We start from the raw sequence: 21337 nt of genomic DNA, 5'->3' as shown, positions 1-21337 counted from the left end.
GGTTCCATGGATCCATAATCAGAGAGGTGATAGTCGGAGACCCAGCCGAAGTATCCGTTCCAACGGACAGCCGTCCAAGTGGAGACGCCGTTGACCGAGTCGCCATACCGGAAGCAGTTCATGTCGATCCAGGCACCCCATGGCGGTCGGGTAAGGATAGTGCAATTGTGACCTGGTCCTGTCCGCATCGAAGGACCAGAATAGCCGCTGACCGGATTGATCACTTGTGTCCACCCTGCGTCGTAGTCTGGCGCGGGCGGCCCGCACGTCACTGACGCAGACGCAGGTGAGGCGGCGATCAAACCGCCGGCGATGGCTAGCAGGACAGCCGCGAATCCGACTCCGATCCTGTGCAGGACTTTACGCATGAGACCTCCTGAAATCTCGATGGATATCGCAGCTCGCCGGGTTGGCGGGCCGGGGGTCGATGTGCCCTGGCCGGCGCGGGTCGTGGATCCGTTGCCCGCGTGGCTTTAGTCAACTGGGGCTGGGCGTCGTCGGTGGCGGATGCCGACGGATTCCGGATTGATGTCAGGCGATGTCCTGGTGGCGGCCTTGTGGGGTGGACCGGAAACCGGACGCCACCGGACGCTTCTGTGCGGTGGAGGGGTGCCGGCACCAGGCTCAGGCCGACCTGTGGTGGGCCCGGAACGCGGTTCGGGGCTCACTACAGGTACACATGCGGCTGGCATGTGCGCATCGGCCCTTGTCCTGCGGCTGTGGCCGCAGTGCGGCCGTCAGCGGGTGGTCAGTATGTCGTACAGGTCCAGCCTGCAGTCGAGGGCTGCATCGCGCATGGTGCCCACCCGGGCCACCTGCGCGTCCTCGGGGAGTGTCCGCAATGTCGCCAGCGCGCCGTCGACCAGCTCACGCAGCGGCGACCACATGCTCGCCGGCGCGGCATCGGTGCCCCGCAGTCCGACGCCGTCCGATCCGTGCCCGCGGCGCGGGTATCCGTCCGGCAGGGACAGCGCCGGCAGCGCCAGGCGCACCGGATCCGACACGCGGTCCCAGAGCTGCAGCGCGCGTTCCAGCATGTGAAGCTGCTCGCCATAGGCATGGCGCCGCTGGGCGTCGTTGGCGGCTCGGACTCCGATCCGCAGCGCCTTCACGGCGTCGTGCGCCGCGAACCAGTGCCGGGCGAGACGGCCGGTCAGCTCGTCGGCCGGGACGAGGCTGCCGGCAACGAGGATCCGGGCGAGCACCGCCGCGCGCAGGCCCTCGATCAGCTCGTCCTCGGGGAGGCCGGTCACGGACTTGAGCAGCGCGTATCTCGCTACGGTGCCGCTCTCGGCGGCGATCCGTACGATCCGCTGGCTGGACTCGGGTAGCGCCTCCAGCCGCACCAGCACCTGACCAGCGAACCGGCCTTCCCCGGCACGGTCGGCGCGCTCGTCGCGGTCGCCGCCGAGCATCGCGGGCAGGGCATCGGCAACAGCGCTGGCCGACGAGCTCGCCGGCTGGGCGGCCCGGCACCTGCGGCCCGACCTACTGGTGACCAGCACGTTGCGCGACGATCTCGACCGCGGGCGGCGCTTCGCCGAGCGGTACGACCTCAACGTCGCCGCGCACAGTGTCGGCTGGCGGTTCGACTTCACCGCTCCCGGCGTCGACCTGGTCGCCCTGGCAGTGCGCGCGACATCGGCCGCCAATGCCGCAGGCGTGCGCGTCCGACGCGCACGCCTGCACCGCGAGCAGGACCATATCCTCGACTGCATGGGTCGCAGCATGGCCGGGCTGCCGCTGCCAGGCGACCGCTACCAGCAGGTGGATCTCACCCAGGCGCGGCGGACGATCCCCGACGACGCGGTCGTGCTGCTGGCCGAGAACCGCCCCGCCGAGCGCGCACTGGGCATCACCATCATCACGCCGCAGGCGGGCACCCCCGATTGGTACACCAACTACACGGGCGTCGCGGTCGGCCACCGCGGCAGGGGCATGGCCGGGGCGCTGAAGGCCGCCGCGCTGCTGCAGGCGCATCGGGGCGGCGCCTCCGCGCTCGTCACCCACAACGCCGACACCAACGAGGCCATCCTGCGGACCAACCGCCGCGCCGGGATGAAGCCGAACGTCGGCTATTGGAGCCTCATCCGCGATACCCGATCCGGGAAGTGGTTTTGACTTGACCGCCGTCCGGCGCCCGTTCTCGCCGTCGAAATCACCGGGTGCTGCGCGTCATCGCCGCCTGCAACTCTTCGAGGAGTAATCGTGTCGGGCGCAGGCGCCATCCCGAGCATCACGCAGCGCCGATTCCTGGCCACCGACGACAGCGGCATGTGGTGCCGGGCCTGGCCATACCTCGGCCAGGCCCGGCACTGCGGGGGCTCACGAGCCCTCGCGGGTCTCCAGGCCCACCGCCGCCTTGAGCTGCTCGACGTCGGTATGCAGACCGGGCTGGTTGTCGGCTTCGGCGACATGACTCATCAGGTCGGCCAGGGCGTCGGCGATCGCATTGAGTTTGTGCTGGGCGGCGTTGTCGGCCCGAGTCTGGGTGTTCTGCAGCAGCGCGACCATCAGGAACGTGACGATCGTCGTCGCGGTGTTGATGATCAACTGCCAGGTGTCCAGCTCGCCGATGAGGAAGTACGACGGTGCCCAGACCAGGACCAGTACGACGCACATGGAGAAGAACCAGGCCTTGGAGAAGAAGTTCGACGCGTGGGTGGCGAACCGGTCGAACATGCCCAGACCTGGGGTGATGTCGGTGGGCATACGCGGCGGTGGGCCACTGGTGTTGCCGTCGCCGGGGGAGTGGCCGCGGTGCGGCTGTGCGGGAGTGACTGCCATGACCTGGGCATACCTGCGAAGGCGCTGGTCGAAACGTGTGGCTGCCCGCACGGGTGGGTATGACGCGGACACCGGTGACTCCCACCGGCCTGAGGGGAGCCTGCCGTGCAACCAGAGCAAGCACACGCGCGTAGCACCGTCTCCGCGGCGACGCGGTGGATCGTGGAGTTCGCCGGATCGGCATGGGCAGCTGTCGCGGCGGTGACCCTTTCGGCGCTGTGGCTGATCGTCGGCGTACTGAGCGGGTTCAGCCATCAGTGGCTCGCCGTCCTGCACGCGGTCACCGCCGTTTTCACGTTCATCATGGTGTTCCTCATCCAGCACACCGCGGGCCGGGAGTCACGAGCGGTGCTGCTCAAACTCGACGAGCTGGTCCGGGCCACCAGCGGGGCCCGCGATGAGCTGATCGCCGCCGAGCAGCAGCCGCTGCACGAGCAGGAGCGCCTGGAACAACGCCTGCAAGCCGAAGCGCAGGCCTGAACCGCCAATGTGCTGATCGGCCGCGACGTCCTGCCGGCTCGGGTCGGTCCACCAGTGCAACCAGTCGAAGGGGGTGCCGATCCGAGAAGCCGTAGGGAATTCTCGTCACCGGTCACCGTATTTGGCCACATGATCGCGAAGTTCGATGACGCCGCGCTGTTCGCTATCGTCTGGTGGTGCCTGTGCTCTTCTTGACGTGTGGTCTGCAGGGAAGTGGTAAGACAACGCTCGCGAGGCGGCTGGAGCAGGAGCATGCCGCGTTGCGGCTCACTGCGGATGAGTGGCTCCGTCAGCTGCATCCGGAACTGTCCGAGCCGGAGCTTGACCTTCACAGGGACTCTGTAGAACACCTGCAGTGGGCGACAGCCATGCGCGTCTTGCAGCTGGGCTGCAATGTCGTGCTGGATTGGGGTCTGTGGGCGAGGGAGGAGCGTGATCGCTACCGCTCGGAGGCCCAGGCGATCGGAGCGCGTGTGGTGCTGTGCCTGCTGGAACCGTCCCGACAGGAGATTCTCGATCGGTTGGAGCGCCGTAACGCTTCGCCGGCGCCGGGCGTGTTTCGGATTACGAGGGAAGAGCACGATCAGGCGTGGGACTTCTTCCAGCGCGAGCGTCCGACGCGTGCTGAGCTCGATCTGTTCGACCCCGTGCCGTGACTCGACCGCGGCGACCTCGGTTGGACTCAGTTGCCGCGCCCACCGCGAGCAAGTCGGCCAACAAACCTGACCAGCCGTACCAAGCGGCCAACAATCCTGGCCACCGGCTACCGCGAAATACTCGGCCGGTTCCCCGTCTTCCTCGACGCCATCACCAAACTCAAGATCTACCGAACATCATGATCGCCCATTGAATAACCGACCAAGACCTGACGCAAGCCAGCCCACACAGCAAAGGTCGGTGTGCCGCTCAAGCTGCTGAGGGAACTGGGTCAGCGGTGCCGTAGGCAACGGTGGCGCGGCATCGCAACAGGCGCTGCCAGATCATCCGGGTGCCGACCAGGGCGCCGTGGCGACGCACCGCCTCCAAGCCGAACGCGCTGCAACTGGGGCTGAACCGGCAGCGGGCGGCGGTGCGCGCGGAGATCCGGCGCTGATATTCGCGAATCAGGTTCTCGGCCAGCCGGGCGGAGATCCCGAGCCGCGGCCCGTCGGCCGGCTCGGCCGTGAACAGCGCCGCCGCCGCCCGCAGCACCACCTCGGGCAGGTGCGCCCAGGCGGCCAGGTCATCGCCGCCTCCGCCGCAGCACATGCCGCCCGGGCAGCACGCGAAGCAGGCCGGAAACGGCGGTTCCAGAGCAGCCATGGCCATCCCCCTGTCGATTCTCACGCAGAAAGTTAGCGGGCGGGTCGCCGGGAGCGGTGCAGGTTGTGTGGAGGATCTCGGCGGATCAGGCGGGCGCTGGATTCTGTCTCGCGGATCATGTCCGCCCGATACGGCGCGCAGCCAGTCCAAGGTCTAGACGAGATCGACAGTGGCCTGGTAGCGGCTGGTCGCCCGCCCAGCCGCGATCTTCTCCGGCCGCCAGCGCTCGCGTAGCCGCCACACCGTTATCCTGGGATGGCTGCGACCCGCCGCAAGCGCCGCCCGACACCACGACCCGCTTCCTGGAACCGGTCGACGGAGTCTGGGCAGTCACCATCTCTGGCTCGAACGCCACGACGGCGAAGGCCCTACATCTGGGTAGCCGCCGTCTCGGACTGCTGACAGGTGACGAGCAGGATGGAGACGACAGTACAGCTGGCCGTGGCAGAGTCGTTGGCGACGTGGGGATCCTCTGGTGCTGAGGTGGTGCGTGTGGCGGTGACGTTGACGGTGCCGAGGCCGAGCACGGAAAGCGGCAGCCGGAAGGTTTTGTCCAGACTGGTGCCGTTTGCCATGGCGCCGTACGTGCAGGCGATGGTGTTGCCCGATTGGGTGCAGCCGCTGGAGAGGCTGGTTGCGACAACGCCGGGCGGGATCGTGGCGGTCAGCGTCGCGGCGGTGGCCTGATCGGGCCCGAGGTTGCGAGCGGTGAGGGTGAACTGGAGGGAGGGCACGAGGATGCCAAGCCGCGGTGCGCCGGTGAGATCGACGTCGATGTCGGCTTTCGGGGCGGACGTCGCGCAGCTCGCGAAGGTGTAAGCGTTGATGACCTGGGCTGCCCGGTCGGATGCGAATAGTTCGCCGGTGCCGCAGGCCAGGCCCCACATGCTGTCTGGCCTGGTGGTAGTCAGCTCGGTCACGTCGATGACAGTGTCGTTGGCGTCCAGGGTGTGCAGCAGGTAGGGCCCGTTGCGTCCGGAGGTGGCGCCGTAGAGGAGGTTCTGCCCGGCTTGGTCGAGCTCGCGCCGGTTGATGCCCAGGGTGTCGACGTTGACGCACCCGGTTGCCTCGCCGGTGATGTTGAGGTGCACGATCGATACTCCGGCGCATTCCACCGTGGCCACGACGATGTGCAGCTGGCCGCGGGTGTAGGCCAGCCCGCCCGCACCGCCGGTGATGGTGATCCCGGTCGGGGTGATGACGCCCAGGTCGCTGCCGGTGACCGGATCGAGGCGATGGATGCGGCCTTCAACCGGAGCCGCCTCGATCACATACAGCCAGGTGCCGTCGCTGGCGATGTCTGAGGCGGGTTGGTAGCCGACGCTTGCCGGCAGCGAGGAAAGCAGGGCACCGGAAGCCGTGCTCAGCCGGTGTATGCGGCCGCCGCCGGAATAGTTGTTGATGACGAACAGATCGCCGTTGAGCACGGCCATCCCGTTTATGTTGGTATCGGGATCGCCGAGACTAGGCCAGGGCAGTGTGCGCGACGGAGCCTGCGATCCCGACGCGAACGCGCCTTGTGCTGGAACGATAAGCGTTGTCAGTACCAGAACGATCACCGGCAAGACTCGAAGCCGCCACACGATGCCACTCATCTCCGTCATCAGTTCGATCAATTGAAATTAAGCAATATGCTTCTCGCACGGAACGGCGGGTGGCGCTTCTGGTTCGATCCGCAAAGCTGGGCCCGGAAGTGGCGATCACCGGATGCACTGGTCGCAATGTCGCCCTGCTCATGCTGTACGCCGTTCGCACGATGGCGATCCGCGAGGTGCCGGACTCGGTGCAGCGCGGCGGCCAAGGCTCTGGTGTCGACCTACCGGGCGAGCATGCGACCGGCGTGGGATGTTCGACGCTGGCGAGCGATGCAGTCTGAACAGGACTGTCGCGTAGGGATGATCGTTAATGCGGTGCGGCGCTGTCTGCGGGCCTGCCGCGGTAAGTAAGATCATCGCAGTGAGCACCAGTAGATGGTTACGAACCATCCTTATAGGACCGACAGTCGCACTGTCGACCATCATCCCGACAGCGGCCCACGCCGACGAGAACGAACCCGTCGAGACTGCCGCACCACCGAGGGTGGAGCTGGTCCTCGACGTCAGCGGGTCGATGCGCGCCGCGGACATCGATGGTCGCACCCGAATCTCCGTCGCACAGCAGGCGTTCAACGAGGTGGTGGACGCCCTTCCGGACGGAACAGAACTCGGCATCCGTGTGCTCGGCGCGACATACCAGGGCAAGGACAAGGCCAAGGGCTGCACGGACACCCAGCAGATCGTGCCGGTGGCTCCGGTGGACCGGGCCGCCGCCAAGGCCGCCATCGCCGCCCTGCGGCCAACCGGGTTCACCCCGGTCGGGCTGGCATTGCGCGGCGCGGCCCAAGACCTGGGTACCGGCGAGGCTACCCGTCGGATCATTTTGATCACCGACGGTGAGGACACCTGCGCCCCGCCGGACCCCTGCGACGTCGCCCGCGAGCTGGCCGCCAAGGGCACCCATCTGGTGGTGGACACGCTCGGCCTGGCACCGGACGACAAGGTACGCCGACAGCTGCTCTGCATTGCCGCAGCCACCGGCGGGACGTACGCCTCCGCGCAGACACCAGCGGAGCTGACTCATCGGATCCAGCAGCTCGTCGACCGGGCCAAGGACAGCACCGTCAAAACTCCCGCGCTCGTGGCGGGCGGCAAGGAATGCGCCGGAGCGCCGCTGCTGTCACCCGGCGTCTACACCGATCGGGAGAAGATCTCCGAGCACCGCTGGTACCGGGTGCCGGTCCGCGAAGACCAGGAACTGCGCGCCTCCGTGAGCATCGCCCTGGATCGCCAGGTCAACCGGGACTACGGCGTGCTGCTGCGTGCCACCGCCGCCGACGGCCGAGAGCTCGTCCGCGGCACGGACGCAGGCAGCGGGCGCACCGACGTGCTGTCCACCGGCCTGCGCTGGTCGGCCCTGGAGCCTGACGTGGAGTCAGACCCGTCGACAGACGGCCCCACCACCCCGACGCACGTCTGCCTGGTGATCAGCAATTCATTCGCCAGTTCGACGGCCAGCGACGCACCGGGCTTGCCCTTCGAACTGACCATCGACGTCGTCGCCACCTCGCCCGCACCGGACGCGCCAGGCCTGGGACGAGGCTGGCTCCTACTACTGGTGCTGACCGTTGCCGGCCTGCTCACCGGCGCGCTCGCCGGCTGGCTGACTCGCTGGTGGGTCGCTACCTGGAGGACAAACTGATGCTCATCCATCACCAGCAGGGACACGTCCGTCTGCATAACCGCCTCGCGGCCGCCGCGTTCGCCATAGCCTGCGCGGCCCTGCTGCCAGCCGCGGCCGCGGCGGCACCAAGCCCGTCACCCGGATCAGCGACCGTCAACCGGTCGGGAACCTCATTTCTCACCGCCACTGCGGTCGGCGTCGGCCAGCCGGTTCAGGTCGCAGCCTCCACCGGTGACTACCTCTACTGGTCGTTCAGCGCCGCGGCCGGGCAGATCACCGAGATCGCGCTGACCGTCTCACTTCCGCCCGCCGGGAAGCGGACCGGAGCGTCCACGTGGACCGTGGATGTCTTCGACGGGCTCCGCCGCCGCCAGGCATGCACGGCCGGCGTGCAGACGCCGATCGCCGCCGCCACCGCCACCTCCGTCAGTCTCGGCTGCAGCCTGCGGAGAGTGCGCTCATGGGCCGAGCCGTGGTCGGGCGATCCGCTGCCCGGCACGTACTACATCCGGCTTTCGGTCACCGACCTGCCGGAGCCGGATCTCGGCCTGCCCATTCAGGTCGACATGCTGCTCGGCGCCCACGGCGACTCCAACGCCGACGACGGTGAGCTCAAGGCGCCACTCGTGCCGCGAGTCAAGCCCGGCGAGGTCATGGCCGAAGCCGGATCGGTCCATCCCTCGGCCAGCCCCAGCCCGACGCCCGACGAGGCGACCGAGGCGCTGGACTGGTTGCCCGACCTGTCCGCCCGCTGGATCTGGACCACGGTCGGCGGTGTTCTGGCCGCTGCTGCCGGTGTCGTCGGGTTCTCTCTTACCTGGCGCCGCCGCAAGTGAAATGGCGCCCCTTCCTCTCCAGCATGCGGAGGAAGGGGCGCCGTCACGCTTTACAAGCGGTTCGACCATCGCGGCGAGTTCGGACTTAGGCGGTGGGGGCAGCGGGCCCGGCGGGCACAGGTTTGCTGTACGTTGCGTTTTCGAGTGGGAAACGGGTCTCTATGAGGAGCGGATCACGCTCTGGTCGGCAGATTCTTTGACTCCGCCATTCAGCTCGCGGAAGACGAAGCTCGAGAATATGTCGAGTCCGCAGGCATCAGTCGATATCTTGAAATCGCCCAGGGCTACCATATTGGCGATTCTAGGCCAGACGCCGGCGAGGAAGTGTATTCATTGCTCAGGGACAGTTCCTCCGATGCGGAAACGTACATCAATACGTTCTTTGACACGGGAGACGAGCGAATACTGTAGCTCAACTATTGCCGTGGATCTTCTTGGTCGCGGCCAGAAACCGGTTCGGCAGTAGGTGGCCGTTCACCGACGGCGTCACCCGCGTGGACGCGCTTGCCGTCGACCCACAGATACGTCCCGTCACCGTCGCCGACTTCACCCGGCCGCTGGGCGTCCACCCCGGACCGCAGCAGGCCCGCGCTGGCTGTTCCCGGTGACCGACGTCAGCGCTTGGTGGCGGTGCCTGGCAGGAGCCGCAGCGTCGCGGTACCCGACGGCGGGGCTGCTTCCCGATCTACGCCATGCCCGTCAGCTCGTAGGAGGTTCCTGTCGTCCTCGTCGTGAAAGCCGATCGGCCTTAACGGACCGGACTGCGCCGACGGGCGCATGGCCCGAACTCGGTGCGGGCTGCCCGCGTTCGGTCCGCCTCCGGCGGGCAGCCCGTCCGATCAACGCACCGGCATCGCGTCGAGCCGCTCCTGATAAAGCGTCACCTGCTCCTGCCCGGCATCCGTCGGCGCCACCAGGTGGGCCTGTTCGGCGAGCGTGAGCGCGTCTTGCCAATGCTTTCGTGCCCGGCCGGGATGCCCGACCGTCTGCGCCAGCTCCGCCAGGCGCCCGTGCACCTCGGCCTGGCCCAGCAGGGCCTCGGTGCCGCCGGGGTCGAGCACGGCCTGGCGCCGGCGGCTGGCCAGGGCCTGCCGGAACAGTGTGCGGGCTGTCACCGCGTCGCCCATGTCGCGCATCCAGTCGGCCAGGCGCAGGCAGGATTCGGCCAGGTCATGGTGTAGCCGGCGGTGCCGCGGCAGCCGGTGGACCAGGCCCTGCGCGACCTCGAGGACCCGTTCGAGGTGGCCGCGGACTTCCTCCGGCCGGCCGTTCGCGAGGGCGTAGTCGGCCATGCGCCGCCACGCCGTGCCCAGGTCGCGCTGCGCGTCGATGCTGTCCGTGTCCGTGTCGGCCAGTTGCTGGGCCAGCGCCAGTGCGCTCACGAAATGCTCATGCGCGCAGGACAGGTCCGCGGCGGCGACGTCCATGGCACCCAGCCGCCAGTGGGAGGCGAGCAGCTTGCGCCGGAATCCGACGCTGCTCGGGTCAGCCTCGACGAGCGCGGCCGCGACCGACGCGGCCTCCGTGGTCAGCTGCCGGGCCAGTTCGGTGTCCGGGCCGGAGAATCCGAGGAGGTCGGCGAGGTCGCCGAGGCTGTCGAGCAGGTCGTCGAGCAGGACCGCGTTGCCCTCGTCGGCCTCCACCAACTGCCGCCGGATCTGCATGGCCTGCTCGACCAGGCCCCGGGCTCCGGCGGTGTCGCCCGCGGCGCGCCGGCCTGCGGCGGTGGTGTCCAGGGACGCGCTGAGGTCGCGCTGCAGCGCCGGCTCGCCGGGTTCGGCGTCGGCCAGGCGCTGCCGGATCTGCAGGGCCTGGCGAGCCGCGTCCAGTGCCGCACCGGTGTCGGCGCTGTCCAGGGCCAGCCGTGCGACCTTCTCCAAGCTCAGGGCCAGGTTGCGCTGGTACGGCACGTCGTCCGGCTCGGCTTGGGACAGCCCGAGATCTATGGCGAGGGCCTGCTCGTAGTAGGTCCGCGCCTGAGAGGTGTCGCCGAGCCGGTGCAGGAGCCGCGCCTGCCCGTCCAGCGCCGCGCTGAGCCCGAGCAGGGCCGCCGGGTCCTGCGGTGCGGCCTCGACCGCCTGGGCTGCCCGTGCGACCAGTTCCTCGCCCTTGGCCGCGGCCGCGGTGGTGGCGCCGGTGGCTTCCAGCGCGTCCCGTTCTCGGCTGAGCAGCGCCGGGTATGCGGCGTGGCCGTCGGGCAGGGCCGGGGTGACGTCGCCGAGGAACGCCGCGACGGTGAGTTGCCCGCCCAGGCTGGGCAGCGTCGCATCGGCGAACTCCGCCAGCTCGTCGAACCGGCCGGCGGACGCGAGATGGCGTACGGCCTCGGTGAGGGTCGTGAAGTCGGCCCGGCCCTCGGCCGCGATGCGGCGGCATGTGGCCGCGGCCCGCTCATGCCGGTCGAGGCGCTGAACGCCCTGCAACGGTGTCAGGGCCTCCCGCAGCCACGGCTCCACGGCGACAGCTTCGCTGCCGGTGACCAGGGTGAGGTCCCGCAGCCGGGAGACGTCTTCCGCTGTCTCGGCGTGCTCCTCATCGGACGCCTCCCGGCCCCGCACCGCGAACGCGAGGTCGCCCGGCGACAGCGCCACCCGGCACACCGCGGCCTGCAGCAGCGTCTCCCGTTCCACCTCGGACAGCAGGCCCAGCAGGTCGTCGAGGAGCATGTCGCGGGCCGCCAGAGCCACCGCCTGCCGGGTCGCCTCGGCGGCGCCGGCGGAGCGGGCGAGTGGCACCCGCTCCTGCCTGGCCAGCCTGCGCAGCCGTTCGGTGACCTCGGGCAGCCGGGCCCGGGCGCTGCCGCGCAGCAGCGCGTCGACGAACTCCAGCAGCCGCGGATGCCCACCCGCGACCTGCAGCACCGTCTCGCGGTCGTCGGGGGACAGCTCGCGCAGCGCGGGCAGCCGCAGCAGCATCCGGCGCAGCTCGGCGTCGCCCAGCGGCGGCACCTCGGCCCGCAGCAGCGGCACCTCGACCGGCACCGGGTAGCGGCTCGCCACCAGGATCTTGCCGCGCTCCGCAGCCTCGCACAGCGCCGTGAAGACCTGCTCGAACCCGGGGTCGGCGAAGCCTGCGCCGCCCGTGGTGAGGTTCTGCTCGAAGTCGTCGAACACGATCAGCAGCCGCCGCGTACGCAGCGCGGCCGTGATCGCCGCCAGGGCGTGGGCCTGGTCGCCGTGGCCGTCGACGTCGGTTCCGGCTGCGGCGAGGTCGGCGATGAGCTGCTCCGGATTCCACAGGCCCTCCTGCACGACGATCGCCCACGGGTCGTCGACGTCGTCCCGCAACCGGTTGACCACCCGGCCGGCCAGGGCGGTCTTGCCGATCCCGGCCGCGCCGGTCAGCATCACGCCGTTGACCAGCGGTGACCTGCCGCCGGACGGGACCTCGTCGCGCAGCACCCGCGACACGGTGCGCAGCAGTGCGCGCCGGCCGACCAGCTCGCCCAGCGACAGGTCGCGCACGTCCACGCCGCCAGGCAGCTCCGTCGGGTTGCTCAAGGGGTCAGGCGCCGCCGCGGTGTCCCACAGCGGGCCGTCCCCGGCCGCGAACAGCGCCGCCACCGCAGACTCGGGCCGCTGCAGCGTCCGGTTGCCCTGCGCGTCGTCGAACAGCGCCGACCTCGCCTCGGCCAGCGCCTCGGCGACCGAGGTGTTCTGCTCGGCGAGCGAACGGTAGACGCGGGTGATCAGCCCGGTCGCGTACACGTCGGTGACCGTGGTCTGCATCGCGATGACCCGCTCGGCGCCGTGCCGGAGCAGGGTCACCGCCAGGCCCGCGTCCGCATCCGACGCGCCCCCGCAGCTGGACAGCACGATCAGCGGCAGCGCCCGGCCGCCGCGGCGCAGCGCCCGCACCAGGTCCTCGGCCTGCACGTCGACCGCGTTGCCGTCCCGGTCCTCCAGCTCCACCCCGTATGGAGATCCGTGCGCCGACAGGTGCAACACGTGGTACGCGTCGCGACGCAACGCCTCGGCGATCTCCTGCGGGCCTGCCGTCTCCAGGATCGTCACCTCGGCCCGGCCCAGTCCACCGACGACGCCGACGATGGCCTGCATCTCGGCCTCCACGTCCAGCGCCGGGTTCTCGGTGACCTCCGGTGCCCCGACCGCGACGAGGATCTTCAGTGGACCCGGCGACGGGGCAAGGGCCCGGGCCGGCACGCCGGTGACGGTCCGGGTCAGGCGTACGCCGTCGACGGTGGCCAGGACCTGCTGGTCGGTGAGCTGGATCAGCTCGAACGGAAGCTCGTGCGCCGCACCGTCGGCCTCGATGACGACGTCGACGACGGTGCCCTCGGCGGACTTCGTGACCAGGGTGGTGAGCTGGTCGAGGCAGTCGGCGTCGAACAGCGCCTCGGACAGCCGCTGACCCAGCCGCGCCAGCCGCGTCTGCGCGTCGGGCAGGTCCAGTAGCGACCAGACCTCGTCCCGGCCGAACGGCAGCAACTCGTCCCGCTCGCACAGCAGCGTCCCGGACAGCGTCGTGGCGCAGCGGACCCTGCCGTCCGCCACGCTCACGGCCAGGCGCAGCTCGTGGCGCGGTGTCGGATCCGCCGAGCCGCAGCGCTCGTGAAGTGCGGCGACCAGGGTCGCGACGCCGCGCCGGCTCAGCGTGCGCAGCCGGAACAGGGGAGCGGTGTGCGCGGACAGGAACGCCGGCAGGTGGCCCACCGTGCCGCCGGGCAGCACCACCGGCAGTACGGCGGCGGCGGACTTCTCGTCACCGCCGGCCAGGTCCTCGATCGACCGGGCCGCCTGCCACAGCTGCGTGTGTCCTCCGACCGGCTCCGCGGCGGCGACCTCCCGGTAGAGCGGCGAGCCGACCACGACGACGGCGGCGGCAAGCCGCACCTCGGCGGGCGAGCCGACCGATGTGGTTGCCAGCCTCGCGTCGACGCCTGCCGCTCGCAGCAGGATCCACAGGTCCCGGACGGCTTCGACATGCCCCTCGTCGTCAGGGGCGTACGAGACGACGACGTGACCGGCCTGCACCCTGTCGACAGTGGACTCGTGGACGATTGGCGGGATGGTGCCGCCGCCCAGGCTGGTGGAACTCATGACAAAACTCCCGATATCCCTCCGTGCGGGTGCGGGCCCGCCCGGAACTGGTGATGCCGGAAATGTATGTGCCGAAGGTGAAGCGGTCTCCACCGGTGGTCGAACTGCCCGCACGCCGCAGGTCCGCCATGGGACAGTGCCGCCGCGGCCAGTGTGGCGACCACGGCCGCACCGGCCGCTGCCGCCCCCGATCGTGGCGCGGGCTGGTCAGCTAGGCCCGGCTGGCAGGCGGAAGCTGATGTCGTCGGCGACCGTCCCCGGGTTCACGGGCACCCGCTCGGGAGCCTCGACGTCGAGGCGCACGAACGAGATCCCGTCCTGCCAGACCTTGCGCAGGAACTCCTTGACGAACTCGACCGACAGATGCTCGGCGGGACAACGCCGGTAGCCGAACCCGAACGCCGCATAGCCCGCCGTGTCGCACACCGGATGCGGCGTCCCGTCGACCTCGCTGTAGACCGCCCCGTACCCGGAGTTGACCAACCGCACCGCGCGGCCGTCCCGGACGGCGAACGCCTCCCTCGGGAACGGGCAGCGCGCCAGCCCGGCCTGCCGGCACCTCGCGTCGTCGGTGTCCGCACTCGTCGGGGCCGTCCGGTAGCGGTCGGGATCGAACTCCGCCGGGTTGGCCCAGTTCCGGGGATCGGTGTTCGCCGCGACATGCGGCGTCACGACACCGGTGAAACCCCCGCCGAGCAGCGCCTGCTTGCGCCGCAGCGTCGACAGGCTCCCCGGGTTCGGGGATATCGTCCGAAACAGCTCCATCACCAGCCGGTCCAGGGGAGTGAACGGGCCGCCGTCGGGCTCGTCCGGCCCTGCCCGCATGGTCCTGTCGAACCAGGACCGCACGTCGGCGTCTCCGTGCGCCGGCTCCAGTCTGCTCGCCACGTGGTGCACCATCGTCGCCCACTGGGGGAATGCCATCAGATCGTGCAGGCACTCGATCAGGAGGTCGTCGCGGCTGAAGTTCTCGCCCAGCTCGCCGTTCTTCAGCCAGTAGTAAACGATGGTGTTCTCGGGGTCGGGCGCGGTGCCGTCGATGAGAGCCTGGACGCGGGCGTCCAGCCAGGCCATGAGTGCGGCCCGGTCGGCGCGTGCGCGCATGTACGCCCGGTGCACGGTCTCCGAGGTCGGGAACCAGAAGCCCAGCACCGTGGTGAAGTCCGCGGTGAACCGGCGGACCTCGGCGGGCAGCGGCTCGCCGGTCGCGCCGACGTGCAGATCCCAGAAGAGCTCGTAGTACAGGTCGAGGAAGCGGCGCATCAGGGGCTCGCCGGCTTGCTCGCCGGCGAGCAGCAGCTCGTGGAAGCGCCGGAGTCTGTCGCGGTATCGGGTGTCGATCAGGTCCGGTGTGGTCGCCGACATGAAGATCTTTTTGCGGGCGTTGTGCGGGCCGCGCTTCTCGTAGCCCTGGGTGAAGACCGAGACGCCCGCCCGGTCGGAGTCGGGCGTCCAGCCGTCGTACAGCAGGCCCCAGAGATGGCTCGCCAGGGCGTTCTCTTTGGTCAACGCGAGATCGATCATGGGGAGCATGGGCGTCTCCCCGGCGAACTCGCTGCTCAACAGGAACGGTGCGACAGCCCCGCCGACGTAGTCGGCCTCGAAGTCCGCCGGCAGGAGCCCCACAGGAGGCGCCGCCGAACACGGCACATTCGTGGCGGGCGCGTCCGGCTGTGCTAGAGACCGCGCTGCGGGCTCCGCACCGCTGCCCGCTGACCGACCAGCCATCCCGGCACCCCCTTCCGACGGGCCGGGCCAGGGTCGCGCGGTTGGCGGCAACCCCGCCGGCCAGGGCCGCGGCGACACGCAGGCAACCACCGCGAAACAGCATATGCCGGGGAGCTGGGGAAATGTCGGAGAAGTCGGATGGGGCAGCCCGCCGGCGCACCTGCGACGTGGTGCTCCGCTGTCGCAGTCGATTAACCATCCGGCGCCGATTGCTGCTGGTTAGTCTGCATTCGGAATCACCATTCGGTCATGGCAGCCGTCCGGGTTGGTCGCGGTCCGCTGCGGACGGGGCTGTGCCACTTACGAAACGGGGTCCGATGAAGATGGTTTCGATCGGCGGTAGCCGCAGCAGTTGGCTTGCCGCGCTGACTGCGGTGGCGGTGGCCGTCACCGGGCTGGGCGGCGCTCCGGCGCAGGCATCCGCTTCCGGCCTTCGCGTCTGGCCGTCACGCTCGGACGGCGGCGGTCCGATGCCCGCCGGGGCTGACTGCGTCAAGCCGACGGTGGTGCTGGTCCACGGCGCGTTCGCCGACGCCTCCAGCTGGAGCGGCGAGGTGCAGAGACTGCAGAATGCCGGGTACGTGGCCCGGGCCGTCGCCAACCCGTTGCGCGGACTCACCGGTGACGCCGCTTCGGTCGCGGACTTCCTCAAGACTCTGTCCGGTCCGATCGTGCTCGTCGGGCACTCCTATGGCGGATCGGTGATCAGCAACGCGGCCGCCGGCATCGATGCCGTCAAGCAGCTGGTGTACGTCGACGCCAGCGCACCTGCGGTGGGCGAGACCAGCGCGCAGACCAGCGGGCAGACTTCGGTCCTGAACGCCGATCCGGACACGCTGTTCGACGCGGTCCCGTACCCGAACGCGCCCGAGGGCGACGCCGACCTGTACCTGCTGGAGGACGTCTTCGTGGAGTCGTTCGCCCCTGACCTGCCCGAACAGCTGGTCGAGGTGCTCTGGGCGAGTCAGCGTCCCGCGACCAGGACGGCATTCTCGACCCCGAGCGCGCAGGCGGCCTGGATGACGATCCCGTCGTGGTACGTCATCGGCGGCGACGACAAGATCATCACACCGGAGTCGCAGACGGCCATGGCAAAACGCGCGAATTCGCAGGTCAAAGTGGTTCCCGGCGGATCACACCTGACGCTGATCTCCCACCCTGACGCGGTCACCGACCAGATCCTCGCCGCGGCCCGGGCCGTGTGCGCCGGCAACTGAACAGCGGTGGCGTCCGGCGGCCCGGCTCACCGCACTCGGGCCGCCGGACGCCGTGAACGGCAGCCGCCAGTGCAGGTCGGTTCGCCGCCGCGTCTACGTCATGCTCGCGCGGTCGATACGGCGCAGTGCCGCGGCGATGCCGACCTCGTCGACGGCGACGGTGGTCATCGCAGGGTTCTGGCGGGCGTTGATGGCGGACAGCACGTGGCCCGGCGGCACCTCGACCGTGGCGGTCACCCCGACCTCGGGCATCAGACGGATGATGTCGTACCAGCGGACCGGCTGCGCCACCGCTGCGGCCAGGTCGTCGAGCACCAGTGCGGGCGCGGCGGCCAGCTGCCGGCCGGTGGTGTCGGCGAAATAGACGCATCGCTGCGTGCCCGGGGTGACGCGGGTCAGGGCTCGCGCGACCGCCTGTGCGGTCGTGGCTTGCAGCGGGCAGTGCGAGGCCACCGACACCGCCAACAGTCGCAGATCGCGCGCGCCGGCCGCCGGGGCCTGCACCGCGAGCCGGTCCAAGGCCTGCCGCGTGCCGCTGACCACGACCTGGTCGGCGGCATTGAGGTTGGCCAGCCACAGCGGCGCGTCCCGGGTCGCCACCGCGTCGACGAGGGCGCGCGCGGCGCTCTCGCCCAGTCCGGTCAGCGCTGCCATGCCCCAGTCCTCGCCCGCGCAGGCGCGTTCCATCTCCCGGCCGCGGACCGCGACAGCGCGCAGCGCGTCGTCGAGGCCGAGGACCCCGGCGGTGACCGCGGCCGCGAACGCACCCACGGAATGCCCCGCCACCGCTGCCACGCGCAGCCCGTGGTCGTCGATCAGCGCGCGGGCCGTGACGACCCCGGCGATCAGTAGTGCGAGCTGGGCGTTGGTGGTCGCCTGCAGCGCCGCGGCGTCATCGACCGGTTCCGGCACACCGTCGAGTGTGGCCAGCACTTCTCGTGCCTGCTGCAACGTCTGCCTGCCGGCCGGGGTGTCCGGCAGGTCCGTCAGCATTCCGGGGCGTTGCGAGCCTTGACCGGGAAACAGCAGCGCGGTGCTCATCGGAGGTGGTCGCCCACAGTGCCGGTACGCCGGGCGCACATCGCTTGGACCTGCTCGGGCGTGACGAGCCGGGGGCCGTCGGCGGTACGCAGCACCAGCAGGGCAGGCCCGCCGGCCAGCTCGGCCAGGGCCACGGCACCGGCGGGCGTCTCCAGCAGGCAGTCCACCCGGGCCGCCGCGTCGGTGAGTCCGGTGAGCAGATCGGCGGCCCAGCCTGGATCGGGCAGTTCATGCATCCGCACGATGATGTCGAGATCGCTTTCGGTGCCGGTGGCCGGCTGGCCGGTGGCCAGCTCGAAGCCGGCGCTGCCGACCGGGCCCCAGACCAGCTTCCGTGCGTCGAGGGCCGGGCCGAGGTCGTGCAGCGCGACCAGGGCCGGCGTCCGGCAGGCCGGGCCGTGGCGCGGTGGGGACCGCAACCGCTCCGGCGCGGCGACACCGGTGACGGCGGCAGGCGGCGCCTCGGCGGCGTGACGCTGGTGCCGGCCGGTGCCGCGGACCCCGACAGCCAGGAGCCCCGCCGTGGCTGTGGCGCGGCGGACCACGACCCACGGCACACGGGCGAGTGCGTCGCCGACCCAGCCGGGTGCGTCGCCGGTCAGCAGGACCTCGGGAGCGCCGAGTCGGACCAGGTCGTGCGGGCGTACGGCGGTCATCGCGGGGTCGGCCACTGTGCCGCGAGCGCGTCACGCACGGCGCGAGAGGCGGCCCGGACCTTTACCGCCTGCGCGGAGTCCAGGCGGTTGGACAGGTCGACGGATCCGGGCCGGGCGCGGGTCACCGCGTCGGCGATGGCGGCGAGGACCGTGCGCACGTCGGCGTCGGTGGGATTGTCGGCGTTCTCGACGGTGAGCAGGCCGTCGCAGAAGCCGAGCGTGGCCCATTGCCGCACGTCGTAGGACAGCGGCGGGATCGACTTGGCGAGCTCGTCGAGCTGTTCGACGGTGCGCAGGGTGATCCGTGCGGCGGCGGCCTTGTGCATGGCGTGGATCTCCACGCCCGGATCGTCGAGTGCCAGGATCTGCGCGGCCTGCAGTCCGTGCGCGAGGAAACCGCCCGACAACGCCTTGCCGACGACGAGGGTGACCAGCGGGTGCCCGGCGACCCGGGCCGCGTCGGCGGCGTCGACGGCCGCCGCGATCGCCTGGTGCAGGCCGGCCATCTCCTCGATGCGCCCGTATGCCTGGCTGGGCAGGTCCACGATCGCGACGATCGGGCGGCGCTGCTCGCGCAGCCGGTCCTCGGCGGTGATCGCCCGCAGCGTGCGGGCCAGCGCGGCGCATTCGGTGAGGCCTACCTGGCCCTGCCGCGCACGGTAGAAGTGGTTGTCCGGATCGGGCACCACGGCCAGGAAGACGGTGTCGTCGCGGTCGGCGCGCAAAACCGACGGGATCACCGGCTGAGGTGGCGCGCCGGCCAGCGCGACGGTCCAGGCGAGGCCGCGCTCGCCCGGCACCATCGACGATTGCGTGGCACCGGCGTGGGGCTGCACGTCGCGGCCGCGTCGCGAGGTGACGGCCGGGCCGGGCGGCGGTTCGTACGCCTGGCCCCACAGGGTCCGCAGCCGCAGGGGCTCGGGAGGGTCGGCTGGGTCGATGGTGGCCAGCCGGGTGTCGAGCACGTCGAGGCGCTCGCTGCGATGCCGGCCCGGTGGGGTCACGCCCGCGGCCACAGCGCCGCGGACCGCATCACGCACGGCATCGGCGTCGTCGATGACCAGCGTGTCGGCAAGCCCGGTGCGGTAGCGCTGCTCGCCGCCGTCGACGGCCCAGATCAGGGCCGGGTCGGTGGAGTCGAACTCGGCGACGCCGGCTTCCTGCTCGATGACGGCTGGGCCGTTGAGCCCGATCCGGGCCTCCGGTGTGACGATGACGTGGGTGCACAGGCCGGTGGCGATGCTCAGGCCACCGAATGACCCGACCGACCCGGCGACGACACCGATCACCGGTGCCAGCGGGCGCAACTCCAGCAGCGCGGCGCAGATCTCGGCGACGGCGTTGAGCCCAAGGTTCGCCTCCTGCAGCCGGACTCCGCCGGTTTCCAGCAGTAGTACTGCGGCCACAGGGTGACCGGCTCTGCTGTCGGCGGCGGCCAGTCGCAGCGCCTGGCTGATCTTCGCGCCGGACACCTCGCCGACACCGCCGCCCTGGAAAGCCTGCTCGATGGACAGTACGACCGCATCCGTGCCGCTGATCACCCCTCGGGCGACGACGACGCCGTCGTCGGCCTGCGGTGTCACCTCCTGCGGTGCGAGCCAGGGCGACTCCAGACGATCGAACGGCCCGCACAGCACCCGGCTGCCGGGCCCGTCGAGCAGCGCCTCGGCCCTGGCCAGCGCGTCGAGTTCGAGGAAGCTGCGGCGGCGCAGCACCCGGGTCCAGTCGACGGGGCCGCCGTCGACGCCGGCACCGAGCAGCAGCGCGGCGGTGTCGGTCGCGGGCACCGTGGCGCTGTCGCCCGTCATGACGCCTCCCGGGTGCCCGTGGGCGCCGACGGCGTGCTCGCGCCGCCGCCGGCAGCTTGGGCCGCCTGCTGCAGGCGCAGGGTCACCAGCGCCGGAGTGGCGGCGGCGTCGTTCAGCTCCCAGGAACCCTCCAGCGGCACACGGGCGAAGAACCGCTGCAGGGTCGCCTGCCAGACCTCGTCGAATCCCTCGACGCTGGTGCGGACCCTGACCGTGGCCGACCCGGCGGCGCCGGTGGGTTCGAACAGGATCTCCAGGTCCCCGGAGCCGACCACGCCGACATGAGCCCGGTGGGCTGCCCGCGACACGGCCGGGAAGGTGAACTGAAGCGTGCGCATGTCAGCTGCTCCGTTCGGTGAGCAGGCGGCCGGCCGCGTCGAGGAACAGCGCTGCCGCGAGTGCGTCGCCGCTGCCGCCGGGCGACAGCCGCCGGTGCCGGCAGAGCCGGTCCAGCCGGTCGAGTGCCGCACCGCCGCCGGCGGAGCCCGAGCCGCCCGCCCGCAGCACCGCAGCCGCGCCGGTACGTACCGCCTGCAGGCCGCGTCGTCCGGCGCGGTGCAGCAGGCAGGTGTCCTCAAGGCTGCTCATCGACGCCAGCAGGGCATCGGTGCGGGCGGTGTGCTCATCACGTCGTGCCGCGCGGCGGGCGTGCAGCATCGGCAGCGCCACATCGACGGCGTGCGGGAAGCCTCGGCGGGCCTCGCCCCTGGCCCCGGTGGCACCGAAGACACGGCGCACCCGTGAACCGTGCGATGTCGCCCGAGCTTCGACCGCCGGGTCGGCGACCGCAGCCAGGCGTGCGGCGAAACCACGGGCGCCGGCGACCGTGCCCGTCGCGGCGATCCCCGCGGCGAGCAGCCCCAGTGCCCACAGCGCGCCGCGGTGGGTGTTGACGCCACCGGTGGCGGCGAGCATCCGCTGCTCGCCGTCACGGCCGATCACGCCGATCACGGCGCGTAGGTCCCGGCCCAGCGGCAGGCACGTGGCGGCCGCGGCGCACGCCGCGATCGGTGCGACCAGGGCCGCAGCGGAGTCCAGCAGCGTAGGCAGGTCCATGTCGTGGTGTGCGCCGCCGCCGCGGGCGTCGACCAGTCCGGGTTTGGGCGTCAGCGTCGCCTCATCGTGCAGCGCCTGCCCGGCCAGAGCGCCCAACAGCTCGGCGAGTTCGGCCGGTGTCCTGCGGGCGCTGCCGACGGCGAGCAC

General features: G+C 70.8%; 18 protein-coding genes. 7 read left to right on the top strand and 11 right to left on the bottom strand.

What is annotated here, in order from left to right; all coding sequences use genetic code 11:
- Positions 1–737 precede the first annotated feature (737 nt).
- Complete coding sequence (locus F9C41_RS16815; RefSeq protein WP_155387743.1) at positions 738–1505, bottom strand: hypothetical protein; 768 nt, start codon at positions 1503–1505, stop codon at positions 738–740.
- Here F9C41_RS16815 and F9C41_RS16810 point away from each other — a divergent pair.
- Complete coding sequence (locus F9C41_RS16810) at positions 1495–2121, top strand: hypothetical protein (RefSeq protein WP_155387742.1); 627 nt, start codon at positions 1495–1497, stop codon at positions 2119–2121. The two genes, F9C41_RS16815 and F9C41_RS16810, sit on opposite strands and share 11 nt — an antisense overlap.
- A gap of 204 nt (positions 2122–2325) precedes the next feature.
- On the opposite strand, the gene F9C41_RS16805 is transcribed toward F9C41_RS16810, so the two are convergent.
- Entirely contained in the window at positions 2326–2787 is a 462-nt protein-coding gene (locus F9C41_RS16805) for a low affinity iron permease family protein (protein ID WP_230689673.1), read from the bottom strand.
- Positions 2788–2892: 105 nt separating this feature from the next.
- Between F9C41_RS16805 and F9C41_RS16800 the strand changes: the two genes are divergently transcribed.
- Positions 2893–3267, top strand: coding sequence for a low affinity iron permease family protein (locus F9C41_RS16800; RefSeq protein ID WP_155387741.1), 375 nt, complete (start codon positions 2893–2895; stop codon positions 3265–3267).
- 176 nt (positions 3268–3443) lie between these two features.
- Positions 3444–3923, top strand: a complete 480-nt coding sequence (locus tag F9C41_RS16795) for a P-loop nucleotide/nucleoside kinase family protein (protein ID WP_196279807.1) — start codon at positions 3444–3446, stop codon at positions 3921–3923.
- 250 nt (positions 3924–4173) lie between these two features.
- On the opposite strand, the gene yidD is transcribed toward F9C41_RS16795, so the two are convergent.
- Complete coding sequence (yidD, locus tag F9C41_RS16790; protein WP_230689672.1) at positions 4174–4575, bottom strand: membrane protein insertion efficiency factor YidD; 402 nt, start codon at positions 4573–4575, stop codon at positions 4174–4176.
- A gap of 362 nt (positions 4576–4937) precedes the next feature.
- Positions 4938–6185, bottom strand: a complete 1248-nt coding sequence (locus F9C41_RS16785) for a DUF11 domain-containing protein (protein ID WP_230689671.1) — start codon at positions 6183–6185, stop codon at positions 4938–4940.
- Positions 6186–6223: 38 nt separating this feature from the next.
- Between F9C41_RS16785 and F9C41_RS16780 the strand changes: the two genes are divergently transcribed.
- The 3 genes from F9C41_RS16780 (at position 6224) to F9C41_RS16770 (ending at position 8624) form a co-directional block, all read left to right on the top strand.
- The gene (locus F9C41_RS16780; RefSeq protein WP_155387739.1) at positions 6224–6445 is read left to right on the top strand and encodes a hypothetical protein; all 222 of its coding nucleotides are present in this window, start codon (positions 6224–6226) and stop codon (positions 6443–6445) included.
- An 80-nt stretch (positions 6446–6525) separates the two neighbouring features.
- A complete protein-coding gene (locus F9C41_RS16775; protein WP_407924704.1) occupies positions 6526–7806 on the top strand; it encodes a VWA domain-containing protein in 1281 nt (426 codons plus the stop codon).
- Positions 7806–8624, top strand: a complete 819-nt coding sequence (locus F9C41_RS16770) for a peptidase (RefSeq protein ID WP_230689670.1) — start codon at positions 7806–7808, stop codon at positions 8622–8624. The genes F9C41_RS16775 and F9C41_RS16770 overlap by 1 nt, the downstream gene beginning before the upstream one ends.
- Before the next feature lie 839 nt (positions 8625–9463).
- Here F9C41_RS16770 and F9C41_RS16765 read toward each other — a convergent pair.
- Both F9C41_RS16765 and F9C41_RS16760 read right to left on the bottom strand, forming a co-directional pair.
- Positions 9464–13684 carry a CHAT domain-containing protein gene (locus tag F9C41_RS16765; protein WP_155387737.1) on the bottom strand — a complete coding sequence of 1407 codons (4221 nt, stop codon included), beginning with the start codon at positions 13682–13684 and terminating at the stop codon, positions 9464–9466.
- A 207-nt stretch (positions 13685–13891) separates the two neighbouring features.
- Complete coding sequence (locus tag F9C41_RS16760) at positions 13892–15310, bottom strand: cytochrome P450 (RefSeq protein ID WP_230689669.1); 1419 nt, start codon at positions 15308–15310, stop codon at positions 13892–13894.
- A 419-nt stretch (positions 15311–15729) separates the two neighbouring features.
- Between F9C41_RS16760 and F9C41_RS16755 the strand changes: the two genes are divergently transcribed.
- The gene (locus tag F9C41_RS16755; RefSeq protein WP_230689668.1) at positions 15730–16629 is read left to right on the top strand and encodes an alpha/beta fold hydrolase; all 900 of its coding nucleotides are present in this window, start codon (positions 15730–15732) and stop codon (positions 16627–16629) included.
- 93 nt (positions 16630–16722) lie between these two features.
- Here the strand turns inward: F9C41_RS16755 and F9C41_RS16750 are convergent, their stop codons facing one another.
- From F9C41_RS16750 to F9C41_RS16730, 5 genes are read right to left on the bottom strand one after another with little or no spacing between them, the layout of a single operon-like run.
- A complete protein-coding gene (locus F9C41_RS16750) occupies positions 16723–17670 on the bottom strand; it encodes an ACP S-malonyltransferase (RefSeq protein ID WP_155387736.1) in 948 nt (315 codons plus the stop codon).
- On the bottom strand, positions 17667–18326 hold the full coding sequence (locus tag F9C41_RS16745; protein WP_155387735.1) for a malonate decarboxylase holo-ACP synthase: 660 nt from the start codon (positions 18324–18326) through the stop codon (positions 17667–17669). The genes F9C41_RS16750 and F9C41_RS16745 overlap by 4 nt, the downstream gene beginning before the upstream one ends.
- Positions 18323–20134, bottom strand: coding sequence for a biotin-independent malonate decarboxylase subunit beta (mdcD, locus tag F9C41_RS16740; RefSeq protein ID WP_155387734.1), 1812 nt, complete (start codon positions 20132–20134; stop codon positions 18323–18325). Before mdcD ends, F9C41_RS16745 begins: the two co-directional genes overlap by 4 nt.
- Positions 20131–20472, bottom strand: coding sequence for a malonate decarboxylase acyl carrier protein (mdcC, locus tag F9C41_RS16735; protein ID WP_155387733.1), 342 nt, complete (start codon positions 20470–20472; stop codon positions 20131–20133). Before mdcC ends, mdcD begins: the two co-directional genes overlap by 4 nt.
- Before the next feature lies 1 nt (position 20473).
- Entirely contained in the window at positions 20474–21337 is an 864-nt protein-coding gene (locus tag F9C41_RS16730; protein WP_230689666.1) for a triphosphoribosyl-dephospho-CoA synthase, read from the bottom strand.

Source organism: Catellatospora paridis, assembly GCF_009720365.1.
Taxonomy (GTDB): Bacteria; Actinomycetota; Actinomycetes; order Mycobacteriales; family Micromonosporaceae; genus Catellatospora; species Catellatospora paridis.
The sequence above is the reverse complement of the archived record's forward strand: the minus strand, read 5'-3'. Positions and strand labels throughout refer to the sequence as shown.